Origin of the sequence: Pseudomonas kielensis (assembly GCF_014236655.1) — a bacterium.
In the GTDB taxonomy this organism is placed as follows: Bacteria; Pseudomonadota; Gammaproteobacteria; order Pseudomonadales; family Pseudomonadaceae; genus Aquipseudomonas; species Aquipseudomonas kielensis.
The window spans coordinates 51975-70946 of record NZ_JACMYG010000028.1; the positions used below are offsets into that span (position 1 = coordinate 51975).

At 61.8% G+C, this 18972-nt stretch carries 18 protein-coding genes; 17 read left to right on the top strand and 1 reads right to left on the bottom strand.

Annotated features, from left to right (window positions below; translation table 11 throughout):
* Nucleotides 1-6 precede the first annotated feature (6 nt).
* The 11 genes from H7995_RS22025 (at nucleotide 7) to H7995_RS22075 (ending at nucleotide 8958) form a co-directional block, all read left to right on the top strand.
* Entirely contained in the window at nucleotides 7-363 is a 357-nt protein-coding gene (locus H7995_RS22025) for a DUF4398 domain-containing protein (protein WP_166591330.1), read from the top strand.
* Entirely contained in the window at nucleotides 360-1163 is an 804-nt protein-coding gene (locus H7995_RS22030) for an OmpA family protein (protein WP_166591331.1), read from the top strand. Before H7995_RS22025 ends, H7995_RS22030 begins: the two co-directional genes overlap by 4 nt.
* 201 nt (nucleotides 1164-1364) lie before the next feature.
* Complete coding sequence (locus H7995_RS22035) at nucleotides 1365-2804, top strand: aminotransferase-like domain-containing protein (RefSeq protein ID WP_166591332.1); 1440 nt, start codon at nucleotides 1365-1367, stop codon at nucleotides 2802-2804.
* 90 nt (nucleotides 2805-2894) lie between these two features.
* Nucleotides 2895-3398 (top strand): translation initiation factor 2, encoded by a 504-nt coding sequence (locus tag H7995_RS22040; protein WP_185818838.1) that lies wholly within the window; start codon nucleotides 2895-2897, stop codon nucleotides 3396-3398.
* Between the two features lie 159 nt (nucleotides 3399-3557).
* Nucleotides 3558-3812: a YkgJ family cysteine cluster protein gene (locus tag H7995_RS22045; RefSeq protein WP_095167692.1), complete on the top strand. Its 255-nt coding sequence runs from the start codon at nucleotides 3558-3560 to the stop codon at nucleotides 3810-3812.
* 41 nt (nucleotides 3813-3853) lie between these two features.
* Nucleotides 3854-4459, top strand: a complete 606-nt coding sequence (locus H7995_RS22050; RefSeq protein ID WP_185818839.1) for an START domain-containing protein — start codon at nucleotides 3854-3856, stop codon at nucleotides 4457-4459.
* 149 nt (nucleotides 4460-4608) lie between these two features.
* Nucleotides 4609-4845: a hypothetical protein gene (locus H7995_RS22055; protein ID WP_166591334.1), complete on the top strand. Its 237-nt coding sequence runs from the start codon at nucleotides 4609-4611 to the stop codon at nucleotides 4843-4845.
* A 203-nt stretch (nucleotides 4846-5048) separates the two neighbouring features.
* Nucleotides 5049-5390, top strand: coding sequence for a ribonuclease E inhibitor RraB (locus H7995_RS22060; RefSeq protein WP_095167696.1), 342 nt, complete (start codon nucleotides 5049-5051; stop codon nucleotides 5388-5390).
* 389 nt (nucleotides 5391-5779) lie between these two features.
* Entirely contained in the window at nucleotides 5780-7189 is a 1410-nt protein-coding gene (locus tag H7995_RS22065; RefSeq protein WP_166591335.1) for a circularly permuted type 2 ATP-grasp protein, read from the top strand.
* A 12-nt stretch (nucleotides 7190-7201) separates the two neighbouring features.
* Entirely contained in the window at nucleotides 7202-8152 is a 951-nt protein-coding gene (locus tag H7995_RS22070; RefSeq protein WP_166591336.1) for an alpha-E domain-containing protein, read from the top strand.
* Nucleotides 8149-8958, top strand: a complete 810-nt coding sequence (locus H7995_RS22075) for a transglutaminase family protein (protein WP_166591337.1) — start codon at nucleotides 8149-8151, stop codon at nucleotides 8956-8958. The genes H7995_RS22070 and H7995_RS22075 overlap by 4 nt, the downstream gene beginning before the upstream one ends.
* 316 nt (nucleotides 8959-9274) lie before the next feature.
* Here H7995_RS22075 and H7995_RS22080 read toward each other — a convergent pair whose 3' ends face one another.
* Nucleotides 9275-10042 carry a c-type cytochrome gene (locus H7995_RS22080; protein WP_185818842.1) on the bottom strand — a complete coding sequence of 256 codons (768 nt, stop codon included), beginning with the start codon at nucleotides 10040-10042 and terminating at the stop codon, nucleotides 9275-9277.
* Between the two features lie 623 nt (nucleotides 10043-10665).
* Here H7995_RS22080 and H7995_RS22085 point away from each other — a divergent pair.
* The 6 genes from H7995_RS22085 to H7995_RS22110 all read left to right on the top strand — a co-directional run.
* Nucleotides 10666-11871 carry an acetyl-CoA C-acetyltransferase gene (locus H7995_RS22085; RefSeq protein WP_166590820.1) on the top strand — a complete coding sequence of 402 codons (1206 nt, stop codon included), beginning with the start codon at nucleotides 10666-10668 and terminating at the stop codon, nucleotides 11869-11871.
* 27 nt (nucleotides 11872-11898) lie between these two features.
* Entirely contained in the window at nucleotides 11899-14043 is a 2145-nt protein-coding gene (locus H7995_RS22090; RefSeq protein WP_185818840.1) for a 3-hydroxyacyl-CoA dehydrogenase NAD-binding domain-containing protein, read from the top strand.
* A 96-nt stretch (nucleotides 14044-14139) separates the two neighbouring features.
* Nucleotides 14140-14868: an amidotransferase gene (locus H7995_RS22095; protein WP_166590818.1), complete on the top strand. Its 729-nt coding sequence runs from the start codon at nucleotides 14140-14142 to the stop codon at nucleotides 14866-14868.
* A gap of 485 nt (nucleotides 14869-15353) precedes the next feature.
* Nucleotides 15354-16070, top strand: coding sequence for an MgtC/SapB family protein (locus H7995_RS22100; protein WP_166590817.1), 717 nt, complete (start codon nucleotides 15354-15356; stop codon nucleotides 16068-16070).
* Between the two features lie 82 nt (nucleotides 16071-16152).
* Nucleotides 16153-16779 (top strand): response regulator transcription factor, encoded by a 627-nt coding sequence (locus H7995_RS22105; RefSeq protein ID WP_182343984.1) that lies wholly within the window; start codon nucleotides 16153-16155, stop codon nucleotides 16777-16779.
* Between the two features lie 9 nt (nucleotides 16780-16788).
* On the top strand, nucleotides 16789-18972 hold a 2184-nt coding region (locus H7995_RS22110; protein WP_244647788.1), incomplete at its 3' end, for a transporter substrate-binding domain-containing protein.

Genomic DNA, 18972 nt, shown 5'->3' on the forward strand with positions numbered 1-18972 from the left:
TTTTTAGTGACTATTCGACCTCTTTTCGCTGCCCTGGCCGTCACGGCTCTGGCGGGTTGTGCAGCCGATCCGGCGCCGAATGAACAAATGCGTTTGACCGGGCAAGCCCTGGAGCAGGCGACCGCGGTGGGAGCCACCGTGGAGGACGTGCCGGAACTGAAACTGGCGGAAGGCAAATACAGCCAGGCCAAGGCCGACATGGCCGACCAGTCATTCAAGGATGCCCGCGTCCAGGCCGAGCAGGCCGAGCTGGATGCACGCCTGGCCGAAGCCAAGGTCCTGACGCTTAAAAGCCAGGAGCAACTGAACGTTCTCAACACCCGCATCGCGCGCCTGCGCAAGCAGTTGGGAGACGCCCAATGAAACTCAAGAATGGCGTCCTCGGCGGCCTGCTGCTGGCCAGCCTGTACGGCTGTGCGGGCCAACACAGCGATGTGGCACTGCAACAAGCCTACAACGACTTCCAGAAGGTCAAGGAAGACTCCAACGTACTGCGCATCGCGCCCAAGGACGTGATCCGGGCCGGTGAATCCCTGGCCCGGGCCGATCGTCTGTCCAGCTATTGGGGCAGTGGCGCCGATGTGCAGCACTACGCCTACCTGAGCCAGCGTTACAGTGAGATCGCCCGGCAACATAGTGAGAAAGTGCTCAACGAAGAACGCGCAGCCAAGCTCGAGCTGGAGCGCCAACGCCTGCAGCTGGCGTTGCGCGAAGCCAAGTTGCTGAGCGTGCAGCAGCAGGGCAAATGGCTGGAAGAGCAGATCATCAGCCTGGCTACCACCCAGACCGATCGTGGCCTGGTGATGACCCTGGGCGATGTGCTGTTCGACACCGGCGAGGCGGAGCTCAAGAGTTCGGCCAACCGCACGGTGCTGAAAATTGTCCAGTTCCTGCAGCTCAACCCCAAGCGTGTCGTGCGCATCGAGGGTTACACCGACAGCACGGGTGGCAAGCAGGAAAACCGCAAACTGTCCCGGGACCGCGCCCAGGCCGTGGCCGACATGCTGATGGACCTGGGGGTTGACGACAAACGTATTCACGTCGAAGGATATGGCGACGAATACCCGGTCGAGGCCAACGCTTCCGAACGGGGCCGGGCGCAGAACCGCCGGGTGGAAATTGTGTTCTCCGACGAAAAAGGCCAGCTCGGCGCTGCCCGCTAAGGTCAGCGTTACTGGAAAGCCCGGCACCTGTAGAGGTGCCGGGTTTTTTTTGGCCTGCCAATCGGCGCACAAAACAGTACAGTTTTTACTGACACTGGACTGTACGGTCGACTATTGTGGCAACTGTCCCCGTACACTTCTAAACTGTGCCGGTATAGTTCTCTACAAAAATAATATGCCCGTGAAATCGAGTGCTGCGTCATGACCAATCTTTTGCTCTATCAACGTATCGCTCAGCAACTGGCTGAGGATATCCGGCGCGGCGTCTATCAGCCTGGCGAGCGTGTGCCTTCAGTGCGCAAGATGAGCTCGCAGCTCAATGTCAGCCACGCGACGGTGCTCCAGGCCTATGCCAACCTGGAAGACCAGGGCCTGATTCGCGCACGTCCTCAGTCGGGTTACTACGTCCATCAGACCCCGGCCCTGACCGCGCCGACCCCGGATATCGCCCGGGTCGAGCGCCCTGGCCTAGTGACCCGCAGCAGCATCATCCAGCAAGTACTGGTGGAGTCACGCCGCGAAGGGGTGTTCCCGCTGGGCGCAGCCGTGCCCAGTGTCGACTATCTGCCGGTGCGGGCGCTGCATCAGCAATTGGCCAAGGTCACGCGCTTTCACAGTCCGCGGGCGTTCAGCTACATGTTCAGTCCCGGTTTCGAACCCTTGCGCCGCCAGGTAGCAATTCGCATGCGCGATGCCGGGGTGGTGGTCGACCCATCCGAAGTGGTGATCACCCACGGCTGTGTCGACGCCCTGCAGATGTCCTTGCGCGTATTGACCCGTCCCGGTGATCTGATTGCCGCGGAGTCGCCGACCTACTATGGCCTGTTGCAACTGGCCGATCTGCTCGGCCTCAAAGTCATCGAGATTCCCAGTGATCCGTCCACCGGCATGAGCCTGGAAGCCTTGCAACTGGCCGCCAACCAATGGTCGATCAAGGCCTTGGTGCTGACCACGCGTCTGAGCAACCCCCTGGGTGGCACCATGCCGGAAGACCGGCAGAAACAACTGCTGCGCCTGGCCTCGGACTTTGATATCCAGGTGGTCGAAGACGATATCTACGGCGAATTGATGTTCGAGCAGGGGCGCACCAAGTCCCTCAAGGCCTATGACCGCCTGGACCGGGTGATCTACTGTTCGAGTTTTTCCAAGACCCTGTCCCCCGGGGTGCGCATCGGCTGGATGATCGCCGGCAAATACCAGCAGGAAATCCAGCGCCTGCAGACCTTCAGTACCCACTCGGCCTGCAGCGTCACCCAGATGGGCATCGCGGCCTACCTGGAGAATGGCGGTTACGATCGACACCTGCGCTACATCCGCCAGGAATACCGCAAGAACCTCAGTGCGTTCCAGCTGGCAGTGCAGCAGTATTTCCCCGAAGGCACCCAGATGACCCGGCCCACTGGCGGTTTTATCCTGTGGGTCAGTTTGCCGGGACGGGTCAATACCCAGGAACTGCATGTGCGGGCCCTGCAACAGGGGATCAGCATCGCTCCAGGACTGATTTTCAGTAACACCGAGCAGTTCAACCACTGCATTCGCTTGAATTGCGGCATTCCCTGGAACCGTGAGGCCGAGCGCGCCTTGATGACCCTGGGCATGCTCGCGACCCAGCTGTGCCAGGAAACCGCCAGCGGATTTTGAGGCGTCGACGGGGCTGATCGAGATGGGCGCTTGTCAGCGTCCCTTCAACAGGCGAGCATATGGCCCTCTGCCGTTAGTGCTGTAGGGGTTATGAAAGCGATTTTTCCTGCTGGTGTGGTGTTGGTCTGCCTGCTGAGTATGTTCAATGGGGCGCGCGCGATGGCGGCGACGACTCCGGATCAAGCGGTTTCCAGTACGTCAACGACTAAGGTGGCAACCACCACTGCGGTCAAAAAAGTCGCGCCTGTGAAAAAGCCAGACACCGCGAAAAATCCCGCTGCCCACAAGCAACGACCGCCGATTGCCTCGAAATCCAGGGCAGCGAGCGAAGTGGTGCGCACCACTGAGTTGCCATCCACCAATATCGACCTGAGCCTGCCACCGGAAATGGTCCGTCAGTTGCAACCCATTGGCACCGTCCCGATCGTCAAGCGCGCGCCCTTGCTGCCGCCACTGTTCGAGGAAAAGCCCAAGGAAGAAAGCAAGTTCCAGCTCAACGGCCGGCTGATTACCAACGAAATGCAATTGCAGCTGCGCAATGAAGATCGTCGGGAAATCGAAGGGGCGGCCCTGGAATTCCAGTTCAATCAGTAAAAACCGACGGCAGGTGTGACCTGGCGACCTGACGCTTTGTCGCAAGACTGATCAGTCACGCGTATTTGCGCGAAAAACCCCTGGGCGGCCAATTTCAAACGGCTGTTTAAGCGGGTACTCTAGTCCCCGTCATTCCACACTCCCGAGGAGCTTGTCGTCATGAAATGCCGAGAAGGCTGTGGCGCCTGCTGCATTGCCCCTTCCATCAGCACACCGATTCCCGGCATGCCCCATGGCAAGCCTGCGGGCGAACGTTGTGTGCAACTGTCTGTCGATAATCTGTGCAGTATCTTCGGCCAGCCCGAGCGTCCTGCCGTCTGTGGCGCGTTCCAGGCGGATATCGAGGTCTGCGGCAGCAGCCAGGAACAAGCCATCACGCTGATCGGCTGGTGGGAGCAAATGACCGCGGCGTAGTGTGTTCAACGAACGGAACTTCAACAAGAAGGAACAAGACTATGGGTTCGCTGCATCGTATCGCTGTGTTGTGTGGGTTGAGCGCTGTTCTGGCCTCCACGGGGGCTCAGGCCGAAGACTGGAAAGTTGCCAAGAACGAAGACGGGATCAAGATCTCCCTGAGTGAAGTGCCAGGCTCCGACTACAAGTCCTATCAGGGCGTGACCTTGATGAAGACCACTGTCGCCAAGCTGCGGGCGCTGCAGGATGACGTGGCCGGGGCCTGTGCCTGGATCCACGATTGCAAGAGCCAGAAGCTGCTCAAGCAAGAAGGTGACCAGATCTGGACCTACACCCAGTTCAATACGCCTTGGCCCGTGACTGCGCGTGATTCGGTGATGCATATCACCGTCGTCAATGGCGCCGACGGCAGCCTGACCCGCAACCTGGAAGGCGTGCCGAAATACGTTCCGGAAGAAAAGGGTTTTGTCCGGGTGACCGAGGTCAAAGGCTTCTGGAAGTTTGTGCCCAAGGGCGATCAGGTCGAAGTGACGTATCAAGTGCACACCGAGCCAGGTGGCAGTGTGCCGGCGATGGTCGCCAACAAGTTTGTGGTCGATGCACCTTTCAATACCCTCAAGGCCCTCAAGGAGCGTGCCGAGAAGTAAGCACGCCTGTTCCTGGTCATCGGAACAACAGGGTTGGTGATAGCAACCCTGTTGCCAGGGCAAATCTTCGAGGGGCGGGGAACGAATGCCCGCCGACCCGGGTCGAGATGGAAGTAAGCCCATCTACGGGTTTTATCGAGGAGGCACCGATGCAAAAGTGGGAAATCACCTTTGTGGATGATCATGGTGTGCAAAGCATCGAACGCTTCGACTGCGAGCACCAACCTGACATGGAAAAGGCTGCGCAACTGATTCGCGCCAAACTTCTCCCGGTCCCGGCGGAGCTGGATCTCAATGACCTGGAAGGTCGCACCAACGACCCGACGCTCAAGAGCCTCAAAGATCAGAACAGCATTCAAATCCTCAGCATCTCCCCGATTCCATAATCCCACCTGTAACAAGGCCTTGGCACGCGCTCCGAGTTAGGGCTACTCTGCAAACGAGATCAGCGAATGGATCGCTAAGGTCTGGTCTTGTCAGCTACATGCTTGTTTCCCGGCGGCAATCTGATTGTCGTAGCGCCTGCACCATTCGGTTGCAGGCGCGGGGAGTACGGAAAGTCTATCCATTGGAAGTAGGAGGACGTTTCATGAGCACAGCCTATCAAGAAGACATCAGCAGCAGCGTGCTGCGCCGCATGAAAGAAGGCGGTTTTGATTTTTCACGGTTCCATCCCATCGAGTTCTACGCCATTTTCCCCGACGAGGAGGGGGCACGCAGGGCGGCAGGGCAATTTCGCGGTGAATCCTTGAATGCACAGATCAGTGTGCGCGACGACGGTGCCTGGTACCTGGAACTGAGCAAGGTGATGTACGCCACCTACGGCGGCATTGGCGATTTTGAACAGGACTTCGAGGCGGTGGTCGAGCCTTTGGGGGGAATCATCGAAGGTTGGGGCGTCAAGCAGGAGGTACGAGGGCAACTCGCATAACACTATGAATAGCGACAACACTCAGCGACGGCTGACCCTTGGGGTCGGCCGTTTTCATTTGGGCCGGGGCAAATGCCAGGCAAAAAAAAGCCACCTGAGCAGGTGGCCAAAAGGGAAGAGGGGTAGCCAGCTAGCGAACGGTGCCGCTTGCTGCGTGATGGGCCAATTATCCGCGTGCCCGGGCGGGCAGTGAAATGAACTATGGCTATGCTGCTAATAGCCATAAGCATTGCTTCGCAATGAAGCGCGAGTGATCAGGTGAGGGTGTTTGCTGCACGGGATTGGTGCGAAGCCTTTGGGGTGAAAATCCAACTGATTGATATTAAAGGGTTTATGCCGCTGGCACGGGCCTTGCGATGCCAAGGTGTCCGGGTGACAAGGAGTACGGCATGATCCGCACCTATTTTGATGAGATGTACGATGCCAGCGGCCAGGTCCGCGCGCATTATCGAGAATTCGCCCGTTGGCTGGCAGAAACGCCTGACGAGCTTCTGGCTCAACGCCGACGCGAGGCCGATCTGTTGTTTCATCGCGCCGGGATTACCTTCACGCTCTATGGCGATGAGCAGGGCACCGAGCGCCTGATTCCCTTCGACACCATTCCGCGCAGCATCCCCGCCAGTGAGTGGCGGATTGTCGAGCGTGGCTGCATCCAGCGGGTCAAGGCGCTGAACATGTTCCTCGCCGACCTCTATCACGAGCAACGCATCATCAAGGCCGGCATCATCCCGGCCGAGCAGGTGCTGGCCAACGAACAGTACCAATTGGCCATGCAGGGCCTGGACCTGCACCGCGACATCTATTCGCACATCTCCGGGGTCGACCTGGTGCGCGATGGCGACGGCAGCTACTACGTGCTGGAAGACAACCTGCGCACCCCCAGCGGCGTGAGCTACATGCTCGAAGACCGCAAGATGATGATGCGCCTGTTCCCTGAGCTGTTCGCGGCCCAGCGCATCGCGCCCATCGATCACTACCCGAACCTTTTGCTCGACACCCTGAAAAGCTCGAGTCCCATCGATAACCCCAGCGTGGTGGTGCTGACCCCGGGACGTTTCAACAGCGCGTTCTTCGAGCACGCTTTCCTGGCCCGGGAAATGGGCGTGGAGCTGGTGGAAGGTGCGGACCTGTTCGTGCGTGACGACAAAGTCTTCATGCGCACCACCGATGGCCCCAAGGCCGTCGATGTGATTTACCGGCGGCTCGATGACGCCTTCCTCGATCCGCTGGCATTCAACCCGGACTCGATGCTCGGGGTTCCCGGCCTGCTGGCGTCCTATCGCAGCGGCAACGTGGTGTTGGCCAACGCCATCGGCACGGGGGTGGCGGATGACAAGTCGGTGTATCCATTCGTCACCGAGATGATCCGTTTCTACCTCGACGAGGAGCCGATTCTGAAAAACGTACCGACCTGGCAGTGTCGCAACCCCGCGGAACTGTCCCACGTGTTGGCCAACCTGCCCGATCTGGTGGTCAAGGAAACCCAGGGCTCCGGCGGCTACGGCATGTTGGTCGGGCCAGCGGCGACGGCGGCCGAGATCGAACAGTTCCGCGCACGGATCAAGGCCAAGCCCCATGCCTATATCGCCCAGCCGACGTTGTCCCTGTCGACCTGCCCGACCTTCGTCGAAAACGGCATCGCCCCGCGGCATATCGACCTGCGCCCATTCGTCCTGTCGGGGCGCGAAACCCGGGTGGTGCCTGGCGGCCTGACCCGCGTCGCCCTGCGCGAGGGCTCCCTGGTGGTCAACTCCTCCCAGGGTGGCGGTACCAAGGACACTTGGGTTGTCGAGGATTAAAGGAAGCTTGCCATGTTGAGTAGAACTGCCTCGGATCTGTACTGGATGTCGCGTTACCTGGAGCGGGCGGAAAACCTCGCACGGATGCTCGACATCAGTTATTCGCTGTCGTTGATGCCACAGGATGGCCGCGGCGATGGCCTGCACGAACTGGCGATGCCGTTGTTGATCACCGGCACGCTGGAAGACTACCTGGAGCGCCATGGCGCGTTGCACGCCGAGCGCCTGCTGCACTTCTTCGCCCTGGACGCCGCCAACCCGGCCAGCATCTACAGCTGTCTCGGGGCCGCGCGGGCCAGCGCCCATGCGGTGCGTGGCCGGATCACCGCCGACATGTGGGAAAACATCAACGCCACCTGGCTGGAAATTCGCGGCATTGCCGAACAAGGCCTTGGGCGTTATGGCATGAGCCGGTTCTGTGAGTGGATCAAGGAACGTTCCCACCTGTTTCGCGGGGCTTCCTACGGCACCATCATGCGCAACGATGCGTTTCGCTTCATTCGTCTGGGCACCTTCATCGAGCGGGCGGACAACACCTTGCGCCTGCTGGATGCGCGCTACGAAATGGCCGGCGACCAGGGCGAGGCGGTCAGCGATGGCACCGCCCACGCCTACTACCAGTGGAGTGCGTTGTTGCGGGCCCTGTCCTCATTCGAGGCCTACACCGAAATCTACCGCGACGCGCCCGGTGCCCGTCAGGTCGCCGAGCTGTTGCTTTTGCGCGCCGATGTCCCCCGTTCGTTGCGCGCCTGCACCGAGGAAATCGACCAGATCCTCGCCCAACTGCCGGGCGCTAACGGCCGTCCGGCCCAACGCCTGGCGGCGGAAATAGACGCGCGCCTGCGCTACACCGGCATCCAGGAAATCCTCGACGAAGGCCTGCATGCCTGGTTGACCGAGTTCATCCCGCTGGTACGCCAGTTGGGCAATGCCATACACAGTTCCTACCTGGAGGCTGCATGAGACTTTCCATAAGCCACGAGACCACCTATCACTATGAGGATCAGGTGCGGGCGAGCATCCAGTATGTGCGGTTGACCCCCCACGACAGCGAGCGCCAGCACGTACTCAGCTGGCAACTGGAGCTGCCGCGACCGGTGCGTGCGCAGCTCGACCCGTTCGGCAACATCCTGCATGTGCTGACCCTGGACGAGCCCCATGAAGCCATCATCATCGGAGCGCGAGGGCAGGTGGACATCGATGAGTTGCGCGAGGCCGAACACGAGAGCCAATCGGCCCTGCCATTCCTGCGCTTTACCCGCCTGACCGAAGCCGACGAGGCCCTGCAGGCTTTTGCCTTACAGCAATGTCGGCAACGTCGCGACCGCAGCGCGCTGATCGACCTGATGCATGGCCTGAACCAGCACATCACCTACACCCCGGGCGCCACCGAAGTGCAAACCAGCGCCGCGCAAGCCTTCGCCGGCCGTGCCGGGGTCTGCCAGGACCACGCCCACACCTTTATCGCTTGTGCCCGCAGCCTGGGGATCCCGGCGCGTTATGTGTCGGGCTACCTGTACAGCGAAAGCAGCGAACACCTGGCCAGCCACGCCTGGGCCGAAGCCTGGCTGGACGACGCCTGGTACAGCTTTGACGTGACCAACCAACTGGCCCGTCCCGAACGCCACCTGAAGCTGGCAGTGGGCCTGGACTACCTCGACGCCTGCCCGGTACGCGGCATGCGTCGCGGTGGTGGCTTTGAGCAGATGCACGCCAAGGTGTTCGTCTCGCCGCTGCCGGCCCCGGTGATGTCGGTGCAACAGCAGTAGGCGGCGATAGCCCATCGCTCGCTCCCACGTGAACGGATGCTCAGTCCGGGGGCATCGCCTCCGGTTTGCTGCGCTGCACCTCCTGCCGATGTATGCGGCTTCGCCCCACGGCGCTAGGCGCCTCCCCCCGGATGGACACCTTCGCTCAGCCTGCCGATGGGGCGGGTGGATCAAGAGCTGCAGGCGAGCTAACGCTCGGACTGTTGAGTGGTAAGGGCCGGCGAGGCGGCCTGCTTTATTCCAGGTGTATGAATTTTCCTGTGGGAGCGAGCCTGCTCGCGATGGCGCCCGCCCGGGCGCCGCATCCAGCGACCCGTCAGGGCTTCACCTTGCGTCCCGCCATATGGCGCAAATACGCCAACAATTGCGTCAACTCCTCATCCTTCAGCACCGCTTGGGAGAACCCCGGCATCTTCGCCTGGGGCCATTGGCGCAGGCTTTGCGGGTCGCGGATGTAACGTTCGAGAAACGGTGCACCAAAATATTCGGTGGGGTTGAAGGGGATGTTCAGGTCCGGTCCGAACTGCGCGTCACCTGCGCCGTTGAGGCGGTGACAGGCCAGGCAGTTTTTCTGGAACAGGGCAAAACCCAGGTTGATCGGGTCATGGGCGGGGAGGGCGGGGTCCGGCAGCAGGGCCGGGAAGCGCTCGGCGACGGCGGCCAGGCGCTTGATGGTCGCGACCTGGAATGGCCATTGCTCCGGGCTGATCCCCGCGGCCTGGGGGTGAGTCCACACCAGGTAGAACGGACCGGCGCTCGGTTTGCCAGGCGCCAGCGCCGGCCAGGGGTGCGCCGGGTCTTCAATGGCCAGCCAGGCCTGGGCGCCCTGTGTCGCGAGCAAGGGGGCCGCCGCCAGTTCGGCGGCAAAACCATCCAGGGCCACGGCCTGCAGGTGATGGTCGGCCTCGACGCCCGTCAGCAGCGCCGCCAGGGGCACCGCACGGTAGTCCATGTCGCGCTTGTAGGAAACGTCGTCAGTCACATGAATGGTCTGTGCCAGCCGATGCTGCAGCAGCTCTTCTGTCTGCCAGGTGCGGCTGTCGGCACCCAGGTCCAGCGCCAGTTGTGCGGCATGCAAAGGCATGCCCAGTAGCAGGGCTCCAAGCAGAATCAAAGCTTTCACGTGATTGCCATCCGGTCGTGGTCGTGCCGCCAAGGTTGGCACAAGCACACGAGTGCGAACAGTCAGGTTGAGCAAACCCCAGGCGCTGGATCAGCCAATTACCTTGGTCAGGTTCGGCAGAATCAGCAGCAGGGTGGTGGCGAATAGAATGAGCCCGGCTTGACGCACTTTCGATTGTTTGAACATGGCTGACCGCCTTTTTTGTTATTTCCTGAGCGTCGAATGCTTGCCTGCACATCTCCATCGGCAAAGCGCTGTAGGGTCAAGCTAACGGGCACCTCGGCAAAACCCGACGGCAACCTCGTAAGCTTTACCTTAGGGGCCGCGCGGGCTGTGGCTTAGATCCATTTCATATCAGCTAAGCGCCAAAGGCATCTAAAAAAGCATGAGGCCTATTGCCACCTGCTTGGTCGCCCTTTTGCTAGACAGTTCGCCGACCTGAAACGGTTAACCCGATTGCTGGCGACCGTTCGTCTGAGCATGAGCGTCAAGGCCGTTGAGCGTATCGGTCATTGAATCCCACGCCCGTCAGCCTAAGGTGGACACTCATTGATCTTTTACCTGCCCGGCAGTCCGAGGATGTCATGACCCAAGCTTTGATTTTCGATGCGATACGCACGCCCCGTGGCCGCGGCAAGGCGGATGGCGCCTTGCACAGCGTCAAGCCGGTGAACCTGTTGGCGGGCCTGCTGGGGGCGCTGCAACAGCGTACCCAGCTCGACACCAGCCAGGTCGACGACATCGTGCTGGGGTGTGTGACGCCGGTCGGCGACCAGGGCGCCGACATCGCCAAGACCGCCGCGCTGGTGGCCGATTGGGATGTCAGCGTTGCTGGGGTGCAGATCAATCGCTTCTGCGCCTCGGGCCTGGAGGCGGTGAACCTGGGGGCCATGAAAGTGCGCTCCGGGTTCGAGGACCTGGTGGTGGTCGGCGGTGTCGAGTCCATGTCGCGCGTGCCGATGGGCAGCGACGGAGGCGCCTGGGCGCTGGACCCACAAACCAACCTGCACACTCACTTCACCCCGCAGGGCGTGGGTGCTGACCTGATTGCCACGCTCGAAGGCTTCAGTCGCGAGGACGTCGACACGTTCGCCCTGCAGTCACAACTCAAGGCCGCCCGGGCGCGGGCCGCGGGCGCGTTCAACAAGTCGCTGATAGCGGTGCAGGACCAGAATGGCATCGTGCTGCTCGAGCAGGACGAATTCATCCGCGCCGACACCACCCTCGAAGGCCTGGGCAAACTCAAGCCGAGTTTCGAGATGATTGGGCAGATGGGCTTCGACGCCACCGCGTTGCGGGTCTACAGCCATGTGGAGCGGATCCGCCACGTGCATACCCCGGGCAACAGTTCCGGAATTGTCGACGGCGCGGCACTGATGCTGATCGGCTCCGAAGCCAAGGGCAAGGCGCTGGGCCTGCAACCACGGGCGCGGATCGTCGCCACCGCGGTCACCAGCACCGATCCGACCATCATGCTTACCGGTCCTGCCCCGGCCACCCGCAAGGCCTTGGCCAAGGCCGGGTTGCGGGTCGAGGACATCGACCTGTTCGAGGTCAACGAAGCCTTTGCCTCCGTGGTGCTCAAGTTCATCAAGGACATGGCCATCGATCCGGCCAGGGTCAACGTCAACGGCGGCTCGATTGCCATGGGCCACCCGCTGGGCGCCACCGGCTGCGCGATTCTCGGCACCTTGCTCGATGAACTGGAAGCGCGCCAGCAGCGTTACGGCCTGGCCACGCTCTGTGTCGGTGGCGGCATGGGTATTGCCACCATCATCGAGCGCCTCTGAGCCCCCTGACTTCAAGGAAACCTGTTCATGACTGATGCCATTCGCTACGAAAAAGGTCAGGACCACATCGTGGTACTGACCATCGATATGCCGGGCCAGAGCGCCAACACCATGAATGCGCTGTACCGCGAGGCCATGGCGGCCTGTGTCGCGCGGCTGCTGGCCGAGCAGGACAGCATCGCCGGAGTGATCATCACCTCGGCCAAGAAAACCTTTTTTGCCGGCGGCGACCTCAACGAATTGATCAAGGTCGGCAAGCCCGAGGCCAAGGCGTTCTACGCCATGGTCCTGGAGCTCAAAAGCCAGCTGCGCAGCCTGGAAACCTTGGGTAAACCGGTGGTCGCGGCGATCAACGGCGCGGCGCTGGGCGGTGGCTGGGAGATCTGCCTGGCCTGTCATTACCGGGTCGCCCTGGACCACAGCGCAGTACAGATCGGCCTGCCGGAAGTGACCCTCGGCCTGTTGCCGGGCGGTGGCGGAGTGGTGCGCATGGTGCGCCTGCTGGGCCTTGAGAAGGCCTTGCCGTACCTGCTTGAAGGCAAGAAGGTCCGCGCCCGGCAAGCACAGCAAGCCGGACTGATCGATGAGCTGGCGGTGGATCACGCTGACTTGCTGGCCAAGGCTCGGGCCTGGATCCTGGCCAATCCGGCGGCGGTGCAGCGCTGGGACGTCAAGGGTTACCAGATTCCCGGTGGCACGCCGGCCCATCCCAAAGTAGCGCAGATGCTGGCCATCGCCCCGTCGATCCTGCGCAGCAAGACCCAGGGTTACCTGCCGGCGCCGGAGAAAATCCTCTGCGCGGCCGTTGAGGGCGCCCAGGTCGATTTCGCCACGGCACAGTTGATCGAAACCCGCTACTTCACCGAACTCACCACCGGCCAGGTGGCGAAGAACATGATCGGCACCTTCTGGTTCCAGCTCAACCAGATCAATGCCGGCGGTTCGCGGCCGGCGGGTTTTGCGCCGTACCAGACACGCAAGGTCGGGGTGCTCGGTGCAGGCATGATGGGCGCCGGCATTGCCTACGTCAGCGCGGTGGCGGGCATCGAGGTGGTGCTCAAGGACATCAACCTGGCGGCGGCCGAGAAGGGCAAGGCCCATTCGGCGGCGTTGCTTGAGCAGAAGGTCGCCCGTGGCCAGTTGAGTGCCGAGCAGCGCGACGCCACGCTGGCGCGGATCACGCCTACCGAGCAGGATGCCGACCTGGCTGGCTGCGACCTGGTGATCGAAGCGGTGTTCGAAGACCGCGAACTCAAGGCCCGAGTCTCGGCGGCCGCCCAGGCGGTGGTCGGTGCCGATGCGGTGATCGCCTCCAACACCTCGACCCTGCCCATCGGCGGCCTGGCGCGGGCAGTGCCGGACCAGGGCAAATTCATCGGCCTGCACTTCTTCAGTCCGGTGGAAAAAATGCCCCTGGTGGAAATCATCAAGGGTGCCCACACCCGCGATGAGACCCTGGCCCGGGGCTTCGATTTTGTCCTGCAAATCAACAAGACCCCGATTGTGGTCAACGACAGCCGGGGCTTCTTCACTTCGCGGGTATTTGGCACCTTTACCAACGAAGGCATTGCCATGCTCGGCGAGGGTATTGCCGCGCCCATGATCGAAACCGAGGCCCGCAAGGCCGGGATGCCGATTGGCCCCCTGGCGATCTCCGACGAGGTCTCCCTGAGCCTGATGAGCCATATCCGCCAGCAGACCGCCAAGGACTTGCAAGCCGAAGGCAAACCACTGCCAGAACACCCGGCGTTTGCCGTGATCGACTTGCTGCTCAATGAATACAAACGGGCGGGCAAGGCTGCGGGTGGGGGGTTCTACGACTACCCGGCCGGCGCGCCAAAACATCTGTGGGCGCAACTGAAAACCCGCTTCGAGCAGGCTGACGGGCAGATATCGCCGCAGGACGTGCGTGACCGCCTGTTGTTCGTGCAGGCCATCGAGACCGTGCGCTGTGTGGAGGAGGGCGTGCTGATGTCGACGGCCGACGCCAACATCGGTTCGATCTTCGGCATCGGCTTTGCCCCATGGACGGGCGGGGCACTGCAGTTCATCAACCAGTACGGGATCAAGGACTTTGTCGCCCGTGCCCGCTACCTTGCCGAGCAATACGGTGAGCGCTTTGCGCCGCCGGCGCTGTTGCTGGAAAAAGCCGCCAAGGGCGAACTGTTCTGAGGCGGTGAGGGGGCATCTCGGGGCTTGCCTTGCCAGGGTGTTTCAAGGCAGGCTCTGGGGTGTCAATTATTCCCATCATCGTGTCAGGTATTTTTTATGTCGCTACGCATCTGCATTCTGGAAACCGACATCCTGCGTCCAGAACTGGTCGATCAATACCAGGGTTACGGGCAGATGTTCCAGCGCCTGTTTTCCCAGCAACCGATTGCCGCCGAGTTCACCGTGTACAACGTGATGCAGGGCGAGTATCCCAGCGATGACCTGACATTCGACGCCTACCTGGTCACCGGCAGCAAGGCCGATTCGTTCGGTACCGACCCCTGGATCGAAACCCTCAGGACTTACCTGCTGACGCGCTACGAGCGCGGCGACAAACTGCTGGGCGTGTGCTTCGGCCATCAATTGCTGGCGTTGTTGCTGGGTGGCAAGAGCGAGCGCGCGACTCAGGGCTGGGGCGTGGGGACCCACAACTACAAAATGGCGGCCAAGGCCCCCTGGATGAGCCCCGTGCGCGAGGAGCTGACGCTGCTGATCAGCCACCAGGACCAGGTCACCGCACTGCCGGAGAACGCCACGGTGATCGCCTCCAGCGATTTCTGCCCCTATGCCGCGTATCACATCAACGATCAGGTGTTGTGTTTCCAGGGGCATCCCGAGTTCATCCATGACTATTCGCGGGCGTTGCTCGACATTCGCCAGCAGTTTCTCGGCGAGCAGATCTACCAGCAGGGTGTTGCCAGCCTGGACAAGGACCACCACGGCAGCACCGTGGCCGAGTGGATGATGCGCTTTGTCGCGCACAAGCCTGACACCCAGGCGTCCTGATCCCAGGGGTTATCGTGGCGGGCTCGCGCCCTCAATCTGAACCGATGCTGAACGCCAGGGTGATTGCCCCGGCGCAGGCAAACAGCAAGGTTTACGCAGCGCCAGGCGCTGCGTAAGCTGCGCGCGTTTTCAACCTTTACGGAGACCCACAGTGGGTACTTGTTCGAGCGACAGTCGTCGGCCGGTTTCGATAACCGGCACCTTCTCGGCAAGATAACGCGCACCCCGCTTGTGCCGTTGTCTCGCCGATAAACAGCGAGCAGCGGTTTCCTCCGGTCACGGCCAGTCCTGGCTGACGTGTGACACCTCTCTCATCGACACTGAACAGCCTGTTCTGGCCACCTGGGGTGGACGTGACCGGCTGTCGACACGCCAGTCTATTGTCCGGCGTGTCACCCCTGGCCTGGTTGTTTACCGGGGCAGCGTTCGGTCGTACCGGCTTGATGGTCTTCCTGCACTTGGCAATTCAGTCAGGAAATCTACCGATGCAAGCACTCAACAACATCAATCTCGATTCACTGGTCGACACCCTGGTCAGCCTCAGCGCCGCGTTCATCCTGGGTGGGCTGATCGGCTACGAGCGCCAGTACCGCCAACGCACGGCAGGCCTGCGCACCAACGTGCTGGTGGCCGTCGGCGCGGCCATATTTGTCGACATGGCCAACCGCCTGGCCGGCGCCGAGGGGGCCGTGCGGGTGGTGGCCTATGTGGTCTCCGGCATCGGTTTTCTCGGCGCCGGGGTGATCATGCGCGAAGAGGGCCATGTCCGCGGCCTGAATACCGCCGCGACGCTCTGGGCCTCGGCGGCCGTCGGCGCCTGTGCCGGCGCCGACCTGGTGCTCGAAGCGCTGCTGGGTACCTTGTTCGTGTTGGCGGCCAATACCTTGCTGCGGCCGATCGTCAATAACATCAACCGCCAACCGCTGGATGTGATCTCGGCGGAAGTGACCAACATCGTCTATGTCATTACCCAGCGCTCCCGGCAAAAAGCCGTGTTTGCCTTGCTCGAAGCCGAGCTGGAGCGCAGCAACTACCCGGCCAGTGATGTCGATGTGCATGCCTTTGGCAGCGATGAAGTGGAGATCGAAGCGACCCTGGCCACCACCTCGGTGGACGGCGACGAACTGGACGCCCTGGTGGCGCGCTTGAGCCAGTCGCCGCTGGTGCAACAAGCCTTCTGGAGCCCGAGCACCACCGAGTGATGGCCCCGCCCCGCGCACTGGGCGGGGAATGTTGCGGCCAGACGGGATATCATGGCGTTTTGCTTGGTCTGCAGGGGTCTCCATGTACAAGGCATTGATCGTGGACGATCACCCGTTCATTCGGTCTTCAGTCAGGGTGCTGCTGGAACAGGAGCAGTTTGCCGTGGTGGCCGAGGCGGGCAACGGTGCCGATGCCGTGCAACTGGCGCGCGAACACGTGCCCGACCTGGTGCTGCTGGACATCACCATGCCCAAGCTGGACGGCCTGGAGGTCATCAGCCGGATCAGCGCCTTGCGCCTGCCCATCAGAATCCTGGTGCTGACCTCCCAGGCGCCGCAATTCTATGCCATGCGGTGCATGAAGGCCGGTGCTGCCGGCTACCTGTGCAAGACCGATGACGTGGGCGAATTGCGCAAGGCGATTGCCGCGGTGATGCACGGCTACACGTTTTTCCCCAACCTGGCCGACAGTTCGGTACGCCGCAGCGACGGCCAGACCAGCGAGCTGGAGTTGATCCAGAGCCTGACTGACCGGGAACTGAGCATCCTCCAGCAACTGTCCAACGGCTTGAGCAACAAGCAGATCGCCGAGGCAATGCTGCTGAGCAGCAAGACCGTGAGCACCTACAAGACCCGCCTGATCGAGAAGCTCAACGTCAAGTCGGTGGTGTACCTGGCGGACTTCGCCAAACGTAATAACCTGCTGTAGATGAGGTCCATGGGAAGGTACCTGGGCGCCCTCGGTGTCGTACTCCTGTTGCTTGCGAGCAGCGTGCTGGCGGCCGAGCCATTGACCTACAAGCTGTTGGGGCGCTCCACGGTCGAGGGGTATCAGGTCGAACTCGACGACAGCGACCGGCAGTGGTTGCGCAGCCAGGGCACGCTGGTGCTCGGGGCATCGGAGCCGGAGTACCCACCGTTCGGCATCACCAGCAATGGCCGTGACTATGAAGGCATCACCGCCGACTTTGCGCACCTGCTCGGGCAACTGCTGGGCGTTGAGGTCAAAGTTCGCAGCTACGGCTCGCGGGGCGAAGTGATCGCGGCACTCAAGGCGCGCCAGATCGATTTTCTCGGCACCTCCAACAGCTTCGAAGTAGCCGATCCGCAGGTGGTGCTGTCCAGCGCCTATGCCGATGACCAGCCGACCCTGGTCAGCCGAATCGATGCTCCCCATGAGGTCACGCCGGACCTGCCGGGCAAGCGTCTGGCCATGGTCTATTACTACCTGCCCCCCGAACAGGTGCAGGCGTTCTACCCCAAGGCGCAGTTGCAACTGTACCCCTCGACCCTGAGTGCGATCGGTGCGGTCGCGTTTGGTCAGGCGGATGTCTACATCGGCGACGCCATCGGTGCCAACTACCTGATTCTGAAAAACTACCTGAACAACGTTCAGCTGGTCGATTTCTCGCGCATGGAGGTCAAGGATTTTTCCTTCGCCCTGGCCCGAAACAACCCGCGCTTGCTGCACATAATCAATGCCGCGTTGGCCGCGATTCCCGCGGAAGAACGGCAGACTATCCTGCGGCGCTGGCATGCCGGCAGCGCCAGCCTCTCGGGGAAAAACCGTGTGCACTTCACGGCCAGCGAACAGCGCTGGATGGACGCTCATCCCCGGGTTCGGGTGGCCGTCGACAGCAGCTTTGTACCGCTGTCGTTCTACAGCAGCGAGGGTGAGTTTCGCGGCGTGACGGCCGATCTGCTGGCCAAGATCAGCCTGCGCAGCGGCTTGAAATTCGACATCCAACAAGGTTTCGCCGTGCCTGAACTGGTTGATCGGATCGAGTCGGGCCAGGCCGATCTGCTGGTGTCCCTGACCCCCAGTGCCGATCGAGTCGGCAAGCTGCGCTTCACCCGCCCTTATCTCAATACCCCCTACGTGCTGGTCAGCCGCGCGGGCGACAACGCGGCGGCGACCCTCGATCAACTGGACGGGCGGCGCCTGGTCCTGACCCAGGGCAGCGCCGTCAAGGACATGATCGCCACGCGCTATCCGGGCATTCAATTGCGCGAGGCGGGCAACGCCCTGGAGGCCATGGCCATGGTGGCCAGCGGCGAGGTGGATGCGGCGGTCAGCTCGCTGATCACCGCGCGCTACATGATTTCCTGGCAGTACCGCGATCAATTGCAGATCACCAGCACCGTCGGCACGTCTGCGGCCTATATGGCCTTTGCCACCGGGCTCGAGGCGCGGGAACTGCATTCGATCCTGGACAAGACGATGTTCAGCATCCCCCCGGAAGAAATGGACGAACTGACCAATCGCTGGCGCAGCGAGGTGGTGGTCGATGACAGTTACTGGCTGCGCTACCGTTCGACGATCATCCAGGGGTTTGCCATTGCCGGCCTGTTGTTGGTGGTGGCGCTGGTCTGGATCGGCTATTTGCGCCAACTGATCCGCAAGCGCGAGCAGGCCGAACGGGCGCTCGGCGATCAACTGGAGTTCATGCGCGTGTTGATCGACGGCACTCCGCACCCGATCTATGTGCGCGATCGCCAGGGCTGCCTGATGGTCTGCAACAACGCCTATTTGCAGGTGTTCGGGGTTGAGCGCGAGTCAGTCATCGGCAAGACCGTGATCACCGGCAAGCTCAAGAGCGTGGTCGAGGCCAGGGTTTTCCACGAAGAGTATCTGCAGGTGATGGCGCAGGGACTGCCGCGGGTGCTCGACCGGCAGTTGACCCTGTCGGCTACGGATGTGCGCACCATCTATCACTGGATGTTGCCCTACCGGTGCAGCGATGGCCGGGTCAAAGGCATCATCGGTGGCTGGATCGACGTCAGCGAACGCCAGCAGTTGCTGGAACAGTTGCGCGAAGCCAAGAACGAGGCCGACGCGGCGAATCGGGCCAAGACCACCTTCCTGGCGACCATGAGCCACGAGATCCGCACCCCGATGAAT